Origin of the sequence: Mesorhizobium sp. M0140 (assembly GCF_040322475.1) — a bacterium.
Lineage (GTDB): Bacteria > Pseudomonadota > Alphaproteobacteria > Rhizobiales > Rhizobiaceae > Mesorhizobium.
Genome location: NZ_JAMYTM010000007.1, coordinates 65,233 through 80,399, shown reverse-complemented (window position 1 = coordinate 80,399; position 15,167 = coordinate 65,233). Strand labels below are relative to the sequence as shown.

At 62.3% G+C, this 15,167-nt stretch carries 14 protein-coding genes; 9 read left to right on the top strand and 5 right to left on the bottom strand.

Annotated features, from left to right (window positions below):
* Positions 1-66: 66 nt before the first annotated feature.
* Together NKJ37_RS09410 and NKJ37_RS09405 are read right to left on the bottom strand one after the other, a co-directional pair.
* Entirely contained in the window at positions 67-2,415 is a 2,349-nt protein-coding gene (locus NKJ37_RS09410; RefSeq protein WP_023812221.1) for a xanthine dehydrogenase family protein molybdopterin-binding subunit, read from the bottom strand.
* Positions 2,416-2,540: 125 nt separating this feature from the next.
* Positions 2,541-3,038 (bottom strand): (2Fe-2S)-binding protein, encoded by a 498-nt coding sequence (locus NKJ37_RS09405; RefSeq protein ID WP_023812222.1) that lies wholly within the window; start codon positions 3,036-3,038, stop codon positions 2,541-2,543.
* 264 nt (positions 3,039-3,302) lie between these two features.
* On the opposite strand from NKJ37_RS09405, the gene NKJ37_RS09400 reads away from it, so the two are divergent.
* The 3 genes from NKJ37_RS09400 to NKJ37_RS09390 all read left to right on the top strand — a co-directional run bounded on the left by NKJ37_RS09400 (position 3,303) and on the right by NKJ37_RS09390 (position 6,830).
* Positions 3,303-4,487 carry an FIST signal transduction protein gene (locus NKJ37_RS09400; RefSeq protein ID WP_050592709.1) on the top strand — a complete coding sequence of 395 codons (1,185 nt, stop codon included), beginning with the start codon at positions 3,303-3,305 and terminating at the stop codon, positions 4,485-4,487.
* Between the two features lie 14 nt (positions 4,488-4,501).
* Entirely contained in the window at positions 4,502-5,842 is a 1,341-nt protein-coding gene (locus NKJ37_RS09395; RefSeq protein WP_023812224.1) for a hybrid sensor histidine kinase/response regulator, read from the top strand.
* A 433-nt stretch (positions 5,843-6,275) separates the two neighbouring features.
* Positions 6,276-6,830 (top strand): tetratricopeptide repeat protein, encoded by a 555-nt coding sequence (locus tag NKJ37_RS09390; RefSeq protein ID WP_031213515.1) that lies wholly within the window; start codon positions 6,276-6,278, stop codon positions 6,828-6,830.
* Between the two features lie 120 nt (positions 6,831-6,950).
* Here NKJ37_RS09390 and NKJ37_RS09385 read toward each other — a convergent pair whose 3' ends face one another.
* Positions 6,951-7,634 (bottom strand): response regulator, encoded by a 684-nt coding sequence (locus tag NKJ37_RS09385; RefSeq protein ID WP_023812226.1) that lies wholly within the window; start codon positions 7,632-7,634, stop codon positions 6,951-6,953.
* Positions 7,635-7,809: 175 nt separating this feature from the next.
* Between NKJ37_RS09385 and NKJ37_RS09380 the strand changes: the two genes are divergently transcribed.
* The 3 genes from NKJ37_RS09380 to NKJ37_RS09370 are packed head-to-tail and all read left to right on the top strand — an operon-like array spanning position 7,810 to position 9,623.
* Positions 7,810-8,505 carry a fumarylacetoacetate hydrolase family protein gene (locus tag NKJ37_RS09380; protein WP_023812228.1) on the top strand — a complete coding sequence of 232 codons (696 nt, stop codon included), beginning with the start codon at positions 7,810-7,812 and terminating at the stop codon, positions 8,503-8,505.
* A gap of 4 nt (positions 8,506-8,509) precedes the next feature.
* Complete coding sequence (gene maiA, locus NKJ37_RS09375; RefSeq protein ID WP_023812229.1) at positions 8,510-9,160, top strand: maleylacetoacetate isomerase; 651 nt, start codon at positions 8,510-8,512, stop codon at positions 9,158-9,160.
* Positions 9,150-9,623 (top strand): DUF4262 domain-containing protein, encoded by a 474-nt coding sequence (locus NKJ37_RS09370; RefSeq protein WP_023812230.1) that lies wholly within the window; start codon positions 9,150-9,152, stop codon positions 9,621-9,623. Before maiA ends, NKJ37_RS09370 begins: the two co-directional genes overlap by 11 nt.
* Positions 9,624-9,625: 2 nt before the next feature.
* Here NKJ37_RS09370 and NKJ37_RS09365 read toward each other — a convergent pair whose 3' ends face one another.
* Positions 9,626-10,867: an MFS transporter gene (locus NKJ37_RS09365; RefSeq protein ID WP_023812231.1), complete on the bottom strand. Its 1,242-nt coding sequence runs from the start codon at positions 10,865-10,867 to the stop codon at positions 9,626-9,628.
* Between the two features lie 99 nt (positions 10,868-10,966).
* Between NKJ37_RS09365 and NKJ37_RS09360 the strand changes: the two genes are divergently transcribed.
* Together NKJ37_RS09360 and NKJ37_RS09355 are read left to right on the top strand one after the other, a co-directional pair.
* Positions 10,967-11,428 carry a winged helix-turn-helix transcriptional regulator gene (locus tag NKJ37_RS09360; RefSeq protein ID WP_023812232.1) on the top strand — a complete coding sequence of 154 codons (462 nt, stop codon included), beginning with the start codon at positions 10,967-10,969 and terminating at the stop codon, positions 11,426-11,428.
* A 98-nt stretch (positions 11,429-11,526) separates the two neighbouring features.
* Positions 11,527-12,567 (top strand): zinc-dependent alcohol dehydrogenase family protein, encoded by a 1,041-nt coding sequence (locus NKJ37_RS09355; RefSeq protein WP_352773754.1) that lies wholly within the window; start codon positions 11,527-11,529, stop codon positions 12,565-12,567.
* Between the two features lie 18 nt (positions 12,568-12,585).
* Here the strand turns inward: NKJ37_RS09355 and NKJ37_RS09350 are convergent, their stop codons facing one another.
* Positions 12,586-13,476 carry a DMT family transporter gene (locus tag NKJ37_RS09350; RefSeq protein WP_023812234.1) on the bottom strand — a complete coding sequence of 297 codons (891 nt, stop codon included), beginning with the start codon at positions 13,474-13,476 and terminating at the stop codon, positions 12,586-12,588.
* 104 nt (positions 13,477-13,580) lie between these two features.
* Here NKJ37_RS09350 and NKJ37_RS09345 point away from each other — a divergent pair, with 104 nt between their 5' ends.
* Positions 13,581-14,984 carry an aminotransferase-like domain-containing protein gene (locus NKJ37_RS09345; RefSeq protein ID WP_352773753.1) on the top strand — a complete coding sequence of 468 codons (1,404 nt, stop codon included), beginning with the start codon at positions 13,581-13,583 and terminating at the stop codon, positions 14,982-14,984.
* The last annotated feature ends 183 nt before the right edge of the window (positions 14,985-15,167 follow it).

Sequence of the window (15,167 nt, the reverse complement as noted above, 5' to 3'; positions counted from 1 at the left end):
AGCGAACAGGAAGTAGCGAACATCGCGTTCTCCCCCTATTCGCTACTCCCTATTCGCCATTCGCGTTCAATGTTTCGTCGCGCGGATCGCGGCCCACACGGTGGACGGCGAAGCCGGCATGGCAAGATCGTTGCTGCCGATGGCATCGGTGATGGCGTTGATCACCGCCGGCGGTGAGCCGATGGCGCCGGCCTCGCCGCAGCCCTTGATCCCCAACGGATTGCCCGGGCAAGGCGTGTTCGAGGTCGAGACCTTGAACGACGGCAGATCGCCGGCGCGCGGCATGGTGTAATCCATGTAGCTCGCGGTCAGCAATTGTCCGCTGTTGTCGTAATAGGCGCCTTCGAGCAGTGCCTGGCCAATGCCTTGCGCCAGCCCGCCATGCACCTGGCCCTCGACGATCATCGGGTTGATGATGTTGCCGAAATCGTCAGCGGCGACGAACTGGACGATCTCGGTGACGCCGGTTTCCGGGTCGACCTCGACCTCGCAGATATAGCAGCCCGCCGGGAAGGTGAAATTCGACGGATCGTAGAACGCCGTCTCCTTGAGCCCGGGCTCCATGCCGCCCGGCAGGTTGTGGGCAGTGTAGGCGGCCAGCGCCATCTGGAACCACGGCACGTTCTTGTCGGTGCCGGCCACCTTCAGCGCGCCGTTCTCGATGATGATGTCGCCTTCGTCGGCCTCGAGCAGGTGCGCCGCGATCTTCTTGGCCTTGGCCTCGACCTTGTCGAGCGCCTTGACGATGGCCGACATGCCGACCGCACCCGAGCGCGAGCCATAGGTGCCCATGCCCATCTGCACCTTGTCGGTGTCGCCATGGACGATCGAGACCGAATCGAGCGGCACGCCGAAGCGCTCATTGACCAGTTGCGCGAAGGTCGTCTCATGGCCCTGGCCGTGGCTGTGAGAGCCGGTCAGCACCTCGATCGTACCGACCGCGTTGACGCGCACTTCCGCCGATTCCCAAAGGCCGACACCGGCGCCGAGCGAGCCGACGGCCGCAGACGGCGCGATGCCGCAGGCCTCGATGTAGCAGCTCATGCCGATGCCGCGCAGCAACCCCTTGTTGGCGGCGGCGGCCTTGCGCTTGGCGAAGCCGGCATAATCCGACGCCTGCATTGCCGCATCGAGCGAAGCGGCATAGTCGCCGGCGTCATAGCACATGATGACCGGCGTCTGATGCGGAAACGCTGTGACGAAGTTCTTGCGCCGCAGCTCAGCCGGCGAAACGCCGAACTGGCGGGCCGCCGTCTCCATCATGCGCTCCATGACGAAGGTCGCTTCCGGCCGCCCCGCCCCGCGATAGGCATCGACGGGCGCGGTGTTGGTGTAGATCGCCTTCACATTGGCGTGGATGGCCGGGATGTTGTACTGGCCCGACAGCAGCGTCGCATAGAGATAGGTCGGCGTCGCCGATGAAAACAGCGACATATAGGCGCCAAGATTGGCTTGGGTTTCCACCTTCAGGCCGAGGATCCTGTGGTCCTTGTCGAAGGCCATTTCAGCATGGGTGTGATGGTCGCGGCCATGCGCGTCGGTCAGAAAACTTTCGGTCCGGTCGGCCACCCATTTGACCGGCACGCCGGTCTTCTTTGACGCCCACAGGCAGACGATCTCTTCGGGATAGATGTAGATCTTCGAGCCGAAGCCGCCGCCGACATCGGGCGCGATCACGCGCAGCTTGTTTTCCGGCGCGACATTGTAGAAGGCGCTCATCACCAGCCGCGCCACATGCGGATTCTGCGAGGTCGTCCAGCAGGTATAGTGATCCTCGGCCTTGTCGTAATGGCCAAGTGCGGCGCGCGGCTCCATGGCGTTGGGCACCAGCCGGTTGTTGATGATGTCCATCTTGACGACATGGGCCGCCTTCCCGAAGGCCGCCGCGGTGTCGTCGGCATTGCCGATGTCCCAGTCGAAGATCAGATTGTTGTCGGCTTCGGGGTGGATCTGCGGCGCACCCTTGTCCATCGCCTTGGAGGCATCGACGACGGCCTTCAACTCCTTGTAGGTGATCTCGACCGCCTCGGCGGCATCACGCGCCTGCCCCTTGGTCTCGGCGACGACGATGACGACGGCGTCGCCGACATAACGGACCCGGTCGAACGCCAGTGGCGACCATGCCCCCATCTTCATCGGCGAGCCGTCCTTGGAGTGGATCATCCAGCCACAGATGAGATTGCCGATGCCGTCGGCCTTGAGTTCCTTGCCGGTCAGCACGCCGATGACCCCGGGCATGCCCTGGGCCTTCTTCACATCGATCTTCTTGATCTGCGCATGCGCGTGCGGACTGCGCACGAACGCGGCGTGCTTCATGCCGGGAACCACCATGTCGTCGACATAGCGGCCGGCGCCCGTGATGAACCGTTTGTCTTCCTTGCGCGCGACCCGAGCGCCAACACCTTCAATGCCCATCAGAAATTCCTCCGGAATTTATGGGAGTAGGGCAGTAGGGGAGTAAGGGAGTAGGGAAAAAGAGGCCTCGTTGCGTTGGCCTTTTTGCCCTACTCCCCTACTGCCCTACTCCCTTATTCCCTTGCCTAAGCAGCTTGTTTCGCCTTACCCTTCGACCCCTTCATCGTCGTCGATGCGGCGAGGATCGCCTTGACGATGTTGTGGTAGCCGGTACAGCGGCAGATGTTGCCGTCGAGCTCGGCGCGCACCGTCGCCTCGTCGAGCCCTTCGGGGTGGCGGCTGATCATGTCGGTCGCCGTCATGATCATGCCCGGCGTGCAGAAGCCGCACTGCAGCCCGTGATGTTCCTTGAAGGCGGCCTGCACCGGATGCAGGTCGGCGCCATTGGCCAGGCCCTCGATCGTCAACACGGTGGAGCCGGAGGCCTGCACCGCAAGCATCGTACAGGATTTGACCGCCTTGCCATCAACGTGGACGACGCAGGCACCGCATTGCGAGGTGTCGCAACCGACATGCGTGCCGGTAAGACCGAGATTTTCCCGTAGGAAGTGAACCAGAAGTGTTCGGTCCTCGGCAGCACCGCTGACCCGCTTTCCGTTCACCATCAACGAAACGTCCGACATGGTCCCTCCCTGGGTATCAACCTTGGTATCCACGCTGCCGACGCGGTATTCGCGCTTCGGTGGTGCATTATTCGTACACCGCACATCGGACAAAAAACAGCACGTCGCAAACGCGGAACATTGTACTTTCGGTCATGGCCGCGCCCAAACATGCGGTGCCGGTGGCCCCATTGCCAAACCGCCGATTGAAGGCAACAATGTCGGTCGACGCCCGCGCGCCAGAAGCATTTAAAAACAGCCGCGCACAAAAAAGCGTCGGAGGAAATGCGGAGAACATCGCTGGCCAATTCACAGACGCGCTATGCATGCGGCCTGTCGGCGCTCACCACGGACGAGCCCGACATGGAGGCGTTCGCCAAGGCGATCGCACTGGAAGCAGCCGCCATCGACGCAGGCTTTGCCCTGCTGTTCTTTTCCCAGAGCCTAGTCGAAGCCAGCGCCCTTTCCCAGGCGCTCATGACCCACGCACCGGCGCTCCACCACGCCGGCTGTTCGACTGCCGGCGAGATCACGCCGCAAGGTCTCGAGGATGGTCATGTGCTGGCCATGCTGCTTCCGTCCACCGCGTTCACCGCCGTTAGCGTGATGGTCGAAAATCTGTCCTCGTCGGGTATGGACAGGATCACCGGCGAGGTGGAGACCCTGCGGCGATCGCTGCGCGCGCGCCTCGGTTGCGATCGGACCAAAGGCACTTTCGCGCTCTGCTTCATCGACGGGCTCTCTTATGCCGAAGAAGCGGTGAGTTCAGCCATCCACTGGGGCCTCGATGACATACCGCTGCTTGGCGGCTCCGCCGGCGACGATCTGAAATTCGAGACGACGCGCCTGATCTCGAACGGCAAGGTCACCTCCGACAGCGCCATCATCGTGCTGATATCGACCGAAATTCCCTTCCATGTCTTCAAGACCGACAACTTCGTTCCCACCGATGAAAAACTGGTGGTGACGGCTTCCGATCCCGATCACCGCATCGTGCGCGAATTCAACGCCACCAATGCAGCGCAGGAATATGCCGCGTCCGTCGGCATCGTCGCGCAGATGCTGACGCCACTGAGCTTCGCCTCGCATCCCGTGGTGGTGAAGGTGGGCGGCCAATATTATTGCCGATCGATCCAGAAGATGCATGCCGACGGCTCGCTGTCGTTCTTCTGCGCCATAGACGATGGCGTCGTGCTGTCGATCGCCCAACCAAAGGACATGGTCGAATCGACGCGCGCCGCCCTGCGCGATGTCGAGGAGAGGCTTGGCGGCATCGACATGATCCTCGGCTTCGACTGCGTGCTGCGCCGGCTCGACGCGCGCAATCGGCAGGTGTTTCGCGAGATTTCGGAACTCTACCGGGTCAACAATGTCATCGGCTTCGGCACCTATGGCGAACAGTACCGGTCGATGCATCTGAATCAGACTTTTACCGGCATCGCCTTCGGCGAGCGCCAGGCGGCGGAATAGGACGGCGCAACAAGATGCCGCTGAGGGACATAAACGATCTTGAAAAGCTGAAGAAGATCAACGCGGCACTGGTCAGCCGCGTCGAGCGCTCTATGGACCAGCAAGGCAACGCCTTTTCGCTGTTCCAGACCGCGATTTCGCTGGAAAACCGGGTGCGCACCCGCACCGAGGAACTGCACTCGACCTTGCGCCGGCTGGAGCAGTCGAACATCGACCTCAGCGCCGCCAAGGAAAACGCCGAACTGGCGAACCTGTCGAAAACCCGTTTCCTCGCCGCTGCCAGCCACGACGTGCTGCAGCCGCTGAACGCGGCCCATCTCTCGGTTTCGGCGCTCGCCGAAGTTCAGACCAGTGACGAGGGCAAGAAACTGGTGCGGCAGGTCGAGCGCTCGCTGGAAACGATGGAGGACCTGCTGCGAACCCTGCTCGACATCTCCAAGCTCGATGCCGGCGTGGTGCAGCCCGACATAAGCGATGTCAGCCTGGAGGCGCTGTTCTCGTCGCTTCGCTCGGATTTCCTGCCGGTGGCGGAGATGAAAGGCCTGTCGCTGAAATTCCGGCCGGTCCATGCGGTGGTCCGCTCCGACCGCACGCTGCTGCGCCGCATCCTGCAGAACATTCTTTCCAACGCGCTGGGCTATACACGCTCGGGCGGCGTGCTTGTCGGCACCAGACATCGCGGCGACACCATCCGCATCGACGTCGCCGATACGGGCTGCGGCATTCCCGACGACCAGCGCGAGGCGGTATTCGAGGAGTTCCATCGCGGCACCTCGCCGGCCAATGCCGAACTGGACGGTGGCGGTCTCGGGCTCGGGCTTGCCATCGTGCGCCGCATGGCCAGCGCGCTCGGCCATCCCGTGACATTCTCGTCGAAGGTCGGACGCGGCACGATCTTCCACATCGATGTTCCCGTCGGCATCGGTGCGCCAGCCGATGCCATCGCTAGCGTTGCCGATATGGAACGGCCGCGCGGCTATGGCCTGTTCGGCACCAAGGTGCTGCTGGTCGAGAACGATATCGAAGTGCTGCAGGCCATGACCTTCCTGCTCGAACGCTGGCAATGCCTGGTGCGGGCCGCGACCTCGACCGACGATGCGCTCGACATGCTTGGCGACACCGACTGGGTGCCCGACATCGTCATTGCCGACCAGCATCTCGACGGCGGCGATCTCGGCACCACGACCATCGCCGAAGTCCGCGATTATCTCGGCCGCGCCGTGCCGGCGCTGATCGTCACCGCCGACAGTTCGGAAGCGGTCGCCAAAGCCGCCCGCTCCGGCGGCATCGAACTGATGCGCAAGCCGCTGAAGCCGGCACAGCTAAGGGCGCTGCTGGCACATTTGCTGGCTTAGACAATAACCAATTCGATGCTTAACTACTTGGAAAGACGGAGGCGTCACTTTTGAGATCGCCACCGTTTAAATATTGGAAATTCCGAAAAAAAGTTGACGATGATCTTCCGGAAGTCCGCATACATTACGTATCCGCACGCAGTAGTTTGACAATTTGGATCGAGACCTCTTGGACATTCCTTTTCATCCAGTCGCAAGGACGTGCTTGATAATTTTGGCGTCCCCATAAAAAGCGGCACGGCAGATGGGATAAGGAAGGTAACGCTCATGCGCGCTGACGCGGTGCCGTGATTATGAGGGGCATCGTCCAGGCGCGACTGTGAGATCCGGCAATTACGGTGACAGTGCACTCTTAATATGTCCTCCCGGCCGATAGTGCATACTGTCAACGCATTTGATAGCGCAAAGGTGATGATTGAAAGAGGAGCTACCTATGTCCGATGACGACACGCATTTAGTTCAAGCCAAGGAAGCCCTCCACAAGGGTGAAGTGGAGAAAGCAATATCAATTCTCTTAGACGCAATGAACTATGAGAGCAAGAAAGCGGCGGCGGCGTATTCTCTGGGGATAGTTTATGACAGTAATACCGATTGTCACGATGATGATCTGGCGGTAAGTTACTATTCGATTGCAGAAAGTGGCGGAATCGAAATGGCAACTTATAGAATTGCTGGGTTGAAACAAAGAATTGGCGACAATATTGAATCTTTAGAGCTGTTTAAAAAAATCTCCACCCGGAACCCGTCCGCCGCCTACTGGTGCTATCGCTTGATACAGAAAAATGAACCGACTGATCCGGATGCTGAAATATTTCTAAAAAGCGCTGCATCTCAAGGCCACATTCTTGCGAAGAGGGATATATTAATGGAGAAACTGAAAGGAAGGCGAGGCGCTGCTCAAATGGTTATCGGCGCGTTTGGTATGATAAGACTATTTAGAGAAACGATGGCTGCATATGCGGCGAGGGATGAGCTACTGTACCAATAGATGTAGAGGCCGAAATTGTTGCGATTTTCGAATTACGGTGACAGTGCACTTTTACCACGTTCGCCCAGCCAGTGTTGAGCGTGGTGGTGACAACCCTACTTGGATGAGGGACGGCGAGCCTCAAAACCCAGCCTGATCCCGAAACAGCTCCGCATTGTCCAGCTTCGAAACCTCGATCACCGCCTGCGTGCGGCTGTAGACATTGAGCTTGCGCAATATCTCCGAGACATGCGCTTTCACGGTGGTCTCTCCCACCTGCAGCTCGTAGGCGATCTGCTTGTTGAGCAGGCCCTGGCGCAGCATCTGCAGCACGCGCAGTTGCTGGGGCGTCAGCGTCGACAGGCGCTGCACCATGTCGGCGCGGTCGACGCTTTCAGCGTCGGGTGTGCGGCCTTCATAAGTTTCCGGCACATAGATCGCGCCTTCCATCACCGAGCGTATGGCGGCGGCGAGGTCGCTCTTGCGCGCCGATTTCGGGATAAAGCCGGCGACACCATAGGACAGCGCCTCGGAAATGATCTTCGGCTCCTCATAGCCCGAGACGATGACCACCGGCAGGCGCGGATAGCGGGTCCGGAGCTGCAGCAGGCCTTCAAAGCCATGCACGTCGGGCATGTTGAGGTCGAGCAGCGCGAGATCGAACGGCTTGGCGCCGGCCAGAAGGTCCAGCGCCTCGGTGATCGAGCGCGCCTCCACGGTGTCGACTTCCGGGTAGGCCATCTGCACGGCGCTGTGCAGCGCCTCGCGAAACAGCGGGTGATCGTCGATGATCAGGAACCGGGCGCGATCGTGGGTTGCGGTCATAGGGGTTCATTTCAGTTCGTGGGCGATTAGAATAGCCTCGTCAGCATGGCCAGATTATTGCCAAATAGTATATCGCCATCTCCGGCGGAAAGTGCCGCCGGCACTTTCTCGACCAAATCGCCTTGTCCAGGCCCCCAAATCGGTCGAATGTTCCGGCAACCAAGCAGAGACCCACATGACAGAATTCGTCCTTCCCTTGCCCGCAACCGCATCGGTGGCCATTGCGGGCTCGTCCGATCGTTTCGCGGTGCGCCGTATCTACTGCGTCGGCCGCAACTACGCGGCGCATGCCCGCGAATTCGGCAATGACGAGCGTGATCCGCCCTTCTTCTTTACCAAGCCGGCCGACGCGGTGGTCGATTCCGGCACCGCTATCCCCTACCCGCCGCTGACGGCCGATCTACACCACGAGATCGAATTGGTGGCTGCGATCGGCAAAGCCGGCTTCCGCATTGCCCGCGACAAGGCGCTGGACCACGTCTGGGGCTACGGCGTCGGCATCGACCTCACTCGCCGCGATCTGCAGGACGAGGCCAAGAAGGCCGCCCGTCCGTGGGACTGGTCGAAGGCCTTCGACCGCTCCGCGCCTTGCGGCCCGCTGATCCCCGCGGCGAAATCCGGCCACCCACAGAAGGGCCGCATCTGGCTCGCCGTCAACGGCAAGGTCAGGCAGGATGCCGACCTCGCTGAACTGATCTGGCCAATATCGGATATCGTGTCGATCTGCAGCGAGGCGATGGAGCTCGAGCCCGGCGACCTGATCTTCACCGGTACGCCGGCAGGCGTCGGCGCGGTTGGCCCCGGCGACACGATGACCGGCGGCGTCGACGGCATCGGCACCATCGAAGTGACCATCGGCCAGCCGAAGTGAGCGCATGAGCGGCCTCGTCCTGCATAATTACTACCGTTCCTCCACCTCCTACCGGGTGCGGATCGCGCTGGAGATGAAGGGGCTGAGCTACGACTATGTCCCGCATCATCTGCGCCATGGCGAACATCTGGAACCAGCCTATCTCGCGGTCAATCCGCAAGGCCTGGTGCCGGCGCTGGTGCTCGGCGACGGCACGCTGCTGACGCAATCGCTGGCGATCATCGAGTTCCTCGACGAGACCAAACCGGAACCACCGCTGCTGCCGAAGGACCCGGCCGGCCGGGCACGCGTGAGAATGCTGGCGCAGATGATCGCCTGCGACATCCACCCGGTGAACAATCTGCGCGTGCTGACCTCGCTGCGCACGCTGTTCGGCGCCGGCGACGAAGACATCGCCAACTGGTTCCGCCATTGGGTGAACGAGGGCTTTCAGCCGCTTGAAAAGATCATGGCGTCGGCGGCGGAGAGGGGTACATTCTGCCATGGCGACGCGCCGGGCCTGGCCGACATCTGCCTCGCCGCGCAGATTGCCAGCAACGCCCGCTTCGGCGTCGACTTGACCCCCTACCCGACGATCGCGCGCATCAATGCCGCCTGCATGGCGCTGCCGGCCTTCCAGAAAGCCGCGCCCCGGAACCAGATCGATGCCGAGTAGAAAAGCCACCGACCCAGGTGAAGCCAAGGCGCTGGCCGATATAGAGGCTTATGGCTGCCACATCTTGCATGTGCTGGAGGAAGGCGACGATCCGCCTTTCACCTATTCGGTTGGAATAGAGCACAACTTCAAGGCGCCGGAACTCATCGTCATCGGCCTGAAGCCGGAAATCTCCCAGTTCATCATCAACGAGTATTGCAGCCGCGTCCGCTCCGGCGAGGTTTTCCAACCAGGGCAGCGATCGTCCGGTTTTATCGAAGGTTTCGACTGTCAATTCGGCGCCGTTCATATCGAACACTATCGCGAGCATTTCGGCTGGGACCTCTGGTTCTACGACGGCCTGGATTTCGGTGTTCTCCAGCTGATCTATCCCACTGTGGACGGCATCTGGCCGTGGCAGGCCGAGGCGAGCGACTGGTTCCGAGCCTGGCAGCCGCTTCTCGACACCGCGCCGTGGCCATAGGCTTATCTGCCGACGCGCAGCGTCAACGCCCAGAACAGCAGCGCCAACAGGCCGATGCCGGCGCCAAGCACACAGACGCCATTCCAGCCCATTGCACCATAAGCCATGGTCGAGGCGATGGAGCCCAGGGCGCTGCCGACCGAGTAGAAGATCATGTAGCCGCCAACCAGTCGGCTGCGCGCATCCGGCCGCCGGGCGAAGATCAGGCTCTGGTTGGTGACGTGGACGGCCTGGATCGCCAGATCCAGCATGACTATGCCGGCGACGAGCAACCACAGAGACATGCCCATGAAGGCGATCGGCAGCCAAGCCGCCATCATCAGCAGCAGGCTGAGGCCGGTGACCAACTGGCCGCATCCACGATCGACGAGGCCGCCGGTCCAGCGCGCACCGAGCGCGCCGGCGACGCCCGCAAGGCCGAAAAGCCCGATCTCGGTATGCGAAAGTGAAAATGGCGCGACGCTGAACGGCAGTACCAGCGGCGCCCACAGCACGTTGAAGCTGGCGAAGATCAGCATGGCCAGCACCGCCCGCACGCGCAGCAGCGGCTCCTGCGCGAACAGCAGCAGCACCGAAGCGAGCAGGCGTGGATAGGATGTGCGTGGCCGCTCCGCCTCGTGGCGCGGCAGGATCAGGTAGAGAACCATCGCCATGACGAGCGTCAACATGGCCGAGACAAGATAAACCCAGCGCCAGCCGGCGAAATCGGCGACGACCCCCGAAGCGAAGCGGGCAAGCAGGATGCCCAGGATGACGCCGCTGGTGACGGTGCCGACCGCCCGCCCCCGCTCCGATGCTACAGCGAGGTCGGCAGCGAAGGCGACCAGCACCTGCACCACCACCGCCAGCAGCCCGACGACCGCGAGGCTCGCCAGCAGCATCGCCGCGTTGGGCGCGATCCCGACCGCCACCAGCGCCACGGCAGACAGAATCGCCTGCCCGGCAATCAGCTTGCGGCGATCGAACAGGTCGCCCAGCGGCACGATGAAGAACAGGCCGAGCCCATAGCCGATCTGCGTGACCGTCACCACGATGCCGACCGAGGCCGGCGCGATAGCAAAATCATGCGCTATGGCGTCGAGCAGCGGATGAGCGAAATAGATATTGGCGACGCTCAGGCCGCAGGCGATGGCGAAGATCAGCGCGGTCAATCGTGACAATCCCGTAGGCGGCGGCGCCACCCGATGCGGCCCATCGGATTGCTCGAGGCTTGTTGCACCGCTGTTCGCCACCTGCATGTTCATGTCTCTCTCCACAAAAGGTTTCAACTTGAAACCTCTTGCTGGATAGGCGGAACAGTTTTATGTTGCAACCGAAATTAGAGCATTGGACCGACGACTGCCATGGTGAAACGAACGAGCCACCACGAAGCGGATTGCTTCATAGCGCGACCACTGGACGCGATTGGCGACTGGTGGTCGCTGCTCATCGTGCGTGACGCCTTCGACGGCTTGCGGCGCTTCGGCGAATTCCAGAAGAGCCTCGGCGTCGCCAAGAACATCCTGTCGTCGCGGCTGCGCAATCTCGTCGCGCATGGCATCCTCGAAACGGTCCCGGCACCCGACGGCAGCGCGCATCATGAATATGTGCTGACGCAAAAGGGACGCGGCCTGTTCTATGTCCTGGTTGCCCTGCGGCAATGGGGCGAGACCTACTTCGCCGGACCGGGCGAACCCTATACCTTCATGGTCGACAATCTCACCAGCCGGCCGATCAAGCGACTGGAAGTACATGCCGAGGACGGGCGGCAGCTTGCCCCCGGCGAAACCCGGCTTGCCGACTTTCGCAACCGCGGAACCGGTTAAGAGCTGCTGCCTGCCAACAGGCCTGGCGGAATCGATTTCTGCTCGACCAGACAGGGAATCGGCTATCGTTTCCTGCAGCACAGAGGGTGGAGTGACCGATGAAAGCCGTCGTCTTCGAGAAATTCGGCGAAGCGCCGAGGATCCAGACCGTTCCTGATCCGAAGCCGGCCGCTGATGGCGTCGTCATCAAGGTCGAGGCGACCGGTCTGTGCCGCAGCGACTGGCATGGCTGGATGGGTCATGACGACGGCATCACGCTGCCGCATGTGCCGGGCCACGAGCTGGCCGGCGTCGTTGTTGCCGCCGGCAAGCAGGTCACCCGCTGGAAAGCCGGCGAGCCCGTCACCGTGCCGTTCGCCGTCGGCTGCGGCCGCTGCTTCGAGTGCAATTCGGGCAATCACCAGGTCTGCGAACACCAGACACAGCCTGGCTTCACCGGCTGGGGCTCGTTCGCCGAATATGTCGCCATCGAACACGCCGATACCAATCTCGTGCGCTTGCCCGACGAGATGGAATTCGCCACCGCCGCCAGCCTCGGCTGCCGCTTCGTCACCTCGTTTCGAGCCATCGTCGACCAGGGCCGGGTGAAGCCGGGCGAATGGGTCGCGGTGCATGGCTGCGGCGGCGTCGGCCTGTCGGCGATCATGATCGCCAGTTCAATGGGCGCCAATGTCATCGCCATCGATCTCACCGACGAGAAACTGGATTTCGCCAAAAAGATCGGCGCCGTCGCCACCATCAATGCATCCACGACACCGAACGTGGTCAAGGCGGTCAAGCAGATCACCAATGGCGGCGCGCACATGTCGATGGACGCGCTCGGCCACCCCACCACCTCGTTCAATTCGATATCCAATCTGCGCCGGCGCGGCCGCCATGTGCAGGTCGGCCTGATGCTGGGCGAGCATGCCCGGCCGCAGGTGCCGATGGACAAGGTGATCGCCTTTGAACTCGAAATCCTCGGCAGCCACGGCATGCAGGCCTACCGCTACCAGGCGATGATGGACATGATCCGCAACGGCAAGCTGAAGCCCGAACTGCTGGTCGGCAAGAGGATCAGCCTCGACGAGGCGCCCGCGGCCCTGATGGCGATGGGCGGCTTCGAGGGCATTGGTATTGGGGTGGTCACGAAGTTTTAGGCCAGGACGGTACCGTCGTCAGGCGATCGCGCGTCGTGGCAATTCCTGCTTCGCGAATCGCTTGGCGCCGACGACGCAAAGCACGACGCCAAGCGTGACGACCACCATCAGCGGGCTGACCTGCTCGTGCAGCAGCGTCGCTGCCAGTGCCAGTCCGAAAAATGGCTGCAGCAGCTGCAACTGCCCGACCGCGGCGATGCCGCCTTGCGCCAGCCCGCGATACCAGAACACGAAGCCGATCAGCATGCTGAACAGCGAGACATAGGCAAGCCCTATCCACGCACTGACGCCGACGCCGTCGAACGACGGCGGCATGGTCATCAGCGTCAGCACCAGCATGATCGGCAGCGACAGCACCAGCGCCCAGCAGATCACTTGCCAGCCGCCAAGCTTGCGTGACAGCGCGGCACCCTCGGCATAGCCCAGACCGCAGGCGATGATGGCGGCCAGCATCAAACCATCACCCACCGGCGAGGCCGTCACGCCCTGCGTCAGGGCAAAACCCGCGACCAGCGCGCTGCCGATGCATGAAAACAGCCAGAACGCCGGGCGCGGCCGATCGCCGCCGCGCAGCACGCCGAAAATCGCAGTGGCCAGCGGCAGCAGGCCGACGAAGATGATGGAATGGGCCGTGGTTACGTGCTTGAGCGCCAGTGCGGTCAGCAAGGGAAAGCCGACCACCACGCCAAGCGCGACGATCACCAGCGACAGCAGGTCGCCGCGCTCCGGACGCTTTTGCCGAAACAGGAGCAGCAGTGCCAGGCCAAGCAGTCCGGCAATCGCCGCTCGGGCCGAAGTCAGGAATGTCGGATCGAAATCCCTGACCGCCACGCGCGTTGCCGGCAGCGAGCCGCTGAAGATCAACACGCCGATGAATCCATTCATCCAGCCGCTCGCGGTCTTGTCCATCGTATGCTCCGTTTGTCGGCTCCGTATCGCGCGGAGCCGGTAGTATCGCCAGAGACAATGCGGTACAATTACACACAACTGTCATGCTTAGAAGAGCAGTACGGATGGACAAACAGACAACAGGAAGCGAGAGCAGCGGAACGCTGGTCGAAGGCGTCATGGCGACGATCCGCCAGCGGATCGCGGCGCGCAGCCTGACGCCGGGAGCGCAATTGCCGTCGATCCGCACCTTTGCCAAATCCATGCGAGTGTCCAAATCCACCGTGGTCGAAGCCTATGAGCGGCTCGCCGCCGAAGGTGCGATCCGCTCGCGGCCGGGCTCCGGATTCTATGCCGCCGGATCGCTGGCGCCGCTGTCGCTGGCCGAGATTGGTCCCCGCCTCGACCGCGCGGTCGACCCCCTCTGGATCTCACGCCAGTCCCTGGAGGCCGGCGACGACATGCTGAAACCCGGCTGCGGCTGGCTGCCGGCCTCGTGGATGCCGCAGGCAGGTCTGCGCCGGGCACTGCGCACGGTAGCGCGTGCCGACGATATCGCACTGGCCGATTACGGCACGCCGCTCGGCCTGCCACCGCTACGGCAATTGCTGGCGCGGCGTATGGCCGGGCACGGCATCGAGGCCTCTCCCGAGCAGATCATGCTGACGGAATCAGGCACGCAGGCCATCGACCTGTTGTGCCGGTTCCTGATCGAGCCCGGCGACACCGTGCTGGTCGACGACCCCTGCTACTTCAACTTCCACGCTCTGTTGCGCGCCCACCGGGCCAAGGTCGTCAGCGTTCCCTACACGCCGTCGGGGCCGGATATCGATCTGTTCGCGCAAGCGTTGGCCGAGCACCGGCCGCGCCTCTACATCACCAATTCCGCCATCCACAACCCGACCGGCGCGGTGCTGTCGCCAGTCACCGCCCATCGGCTGCTCAAGCTCGCCGACCAATCGGATCTGACCATCGTCGAAGACGACATCTTCGCCGATTTCGAACATGCGCCCGCCCCCAGGCTGGCGGCGTTCGATGGTCTCAACCGCGTTGTCCACATCGGCAGCTTCTCCAAAACGCTTTCGGCGTCGGTTCGCTGCGGCTTCATCGCTGCACCGCGCGACTGGATCGAGCCCCTGACCGACCTCAAGATCGCCACTACCTTCGGCGGCGGCCGGCTCGCGGCCGAACTGGTGCTGACGCTGCTCAAGGACGGCAGCTACCGCAAGCATATGGATTTGCTGCGCGCGAAGCTTGCCCGCGCCATGGGCGAGACCAGCGTTCGTCTGAAGGCGATCGGTATCTCACCCTGGATCGACCAGCCGGCCGGCCTGTTCCTGTGGTGCAGCCTGCCGGATGGCGTCGATGCGGCTGAAGTGGCCCGCCGCGCTTTGGCCGACAACATCGTGCTGGCGCCCGGCAACGCATTCAGCCTGTCCGGAACGGCCAGCCGCTTCCTGCGCTTCAACGTCGCCCAATGCACGGACGAGCGGATTTTCACGGTGATCGAAGCTGCGATGGCGCGTTGATGCCCATCAAGCTGATCCTGTTGCCTGGGCAACCTTCGGCTGCTAGGGAACCGCGAGCGCACTCGAGAGAATGTCCGCGCAATCATTCCGGGATAGTGGTTATGGGAACCAGCAAGTCAGCAGACAAGTAGGCCGCAACAGCAGTTCGTTGTTGCGGCGGCCCGTCATTTCCCATTTTCAGTG

Coding starts and splice junctions, on each gene's coding strand:
- NKJ37_RS09350 (WP_023812234.1), bottom strand. CDS start 13,476: ATGGACAAGACCGCGAGCGGCTGGATGAATGGATTCATCGGCGTGTTG.
- NKJ37_RS09345 (WP_352773753.1), top strand. CDS start 13,581: ATGGACAAACAGACAACAGGAAGCGAGAGCAGCGGAACGCTGGTCGAA.
- maiA (WP_023812229.1), top strand. CDS start 8,510: ATGAGCGGCCTCGTCCTGCATAATTACTACCGTTCCTCCACCTCCTAC.
- NKJ37_RS09360 (WP_023812232.1), top strand. CDS start 10,967: ATGGTGAAACGAACGAGCCACCACGAAGCGGATTGCTTCATAGCGCGA.
- NKJ37_RS09395 (WP_023812224.1), top strand. CDS start 4,502: ATGCCGCTGAGGGACATAAACGATCTTGAAAAGCTGAAGAAGATCAAC.
- NKJ37_RS09390 (WP_031213515.1), top strand. CDS start 6,276: ATGTCCGATGACGACACGCATTTAGTTCAAGCCAAGGAAGCCCTCCAC.
- NKJ37_RS09370 (WP_023812230.1), top strand. CDS start 9,150: ATGCCGAGTAGAAAAGCCACCGACCCAGGTGAAGCCAAGGCGCTGGCC.
- NKJ37_RS09380 (WP_023812228.1), top strand. CDS start 7,810: ATGACAGAATTCGTCCTTCCCTTGCCCGCAACCGCATCGGTGGCCATT.
- NKJ37_RS09385 (WP_023812226.1), bottom strand. CDS start 7,634: ATGACCGCAACCCACGATCGCGCCCGGTTCCTGATCATCGACGATCAC.
- NKJ37_RS09365 (WP_023812231.1), bottom strand. CDS start 10,867: ATGAACATGCAGGTGGCGAACAGCGGTGCAACAAGCCTCGAGCAATCC.
- NKJ37_RS09410 (WP_023812221.1), bottom strand. CDS start 2,415: ATGGGCATTGAAGGTGTTGGCGCTCGGGTCGCGCGCAAGGAAGACAAA.
- NKJ37_RS09400 (WP_050592709.1), top strand. CDS start 3,303: ATGCGGAGAACATCGCTGGCCAATTCACAGACGCGCTATGCATGCGGC.
- NKJ37_RS09405 (WP_023812222.1), bottom strand. CDS start 3,038: ATGTCGGACGTTTCGTTGATGGTGAACGGAAAGCGGGTCAGCGGTGCT.
- NKJ37_RS09355 (WP_352773754.1), top strand. CDS start 11,527: ATGAAAGCCGTCGTCTTCGAGAAATTCGGCGAAGCGCCGAGGATCCAG.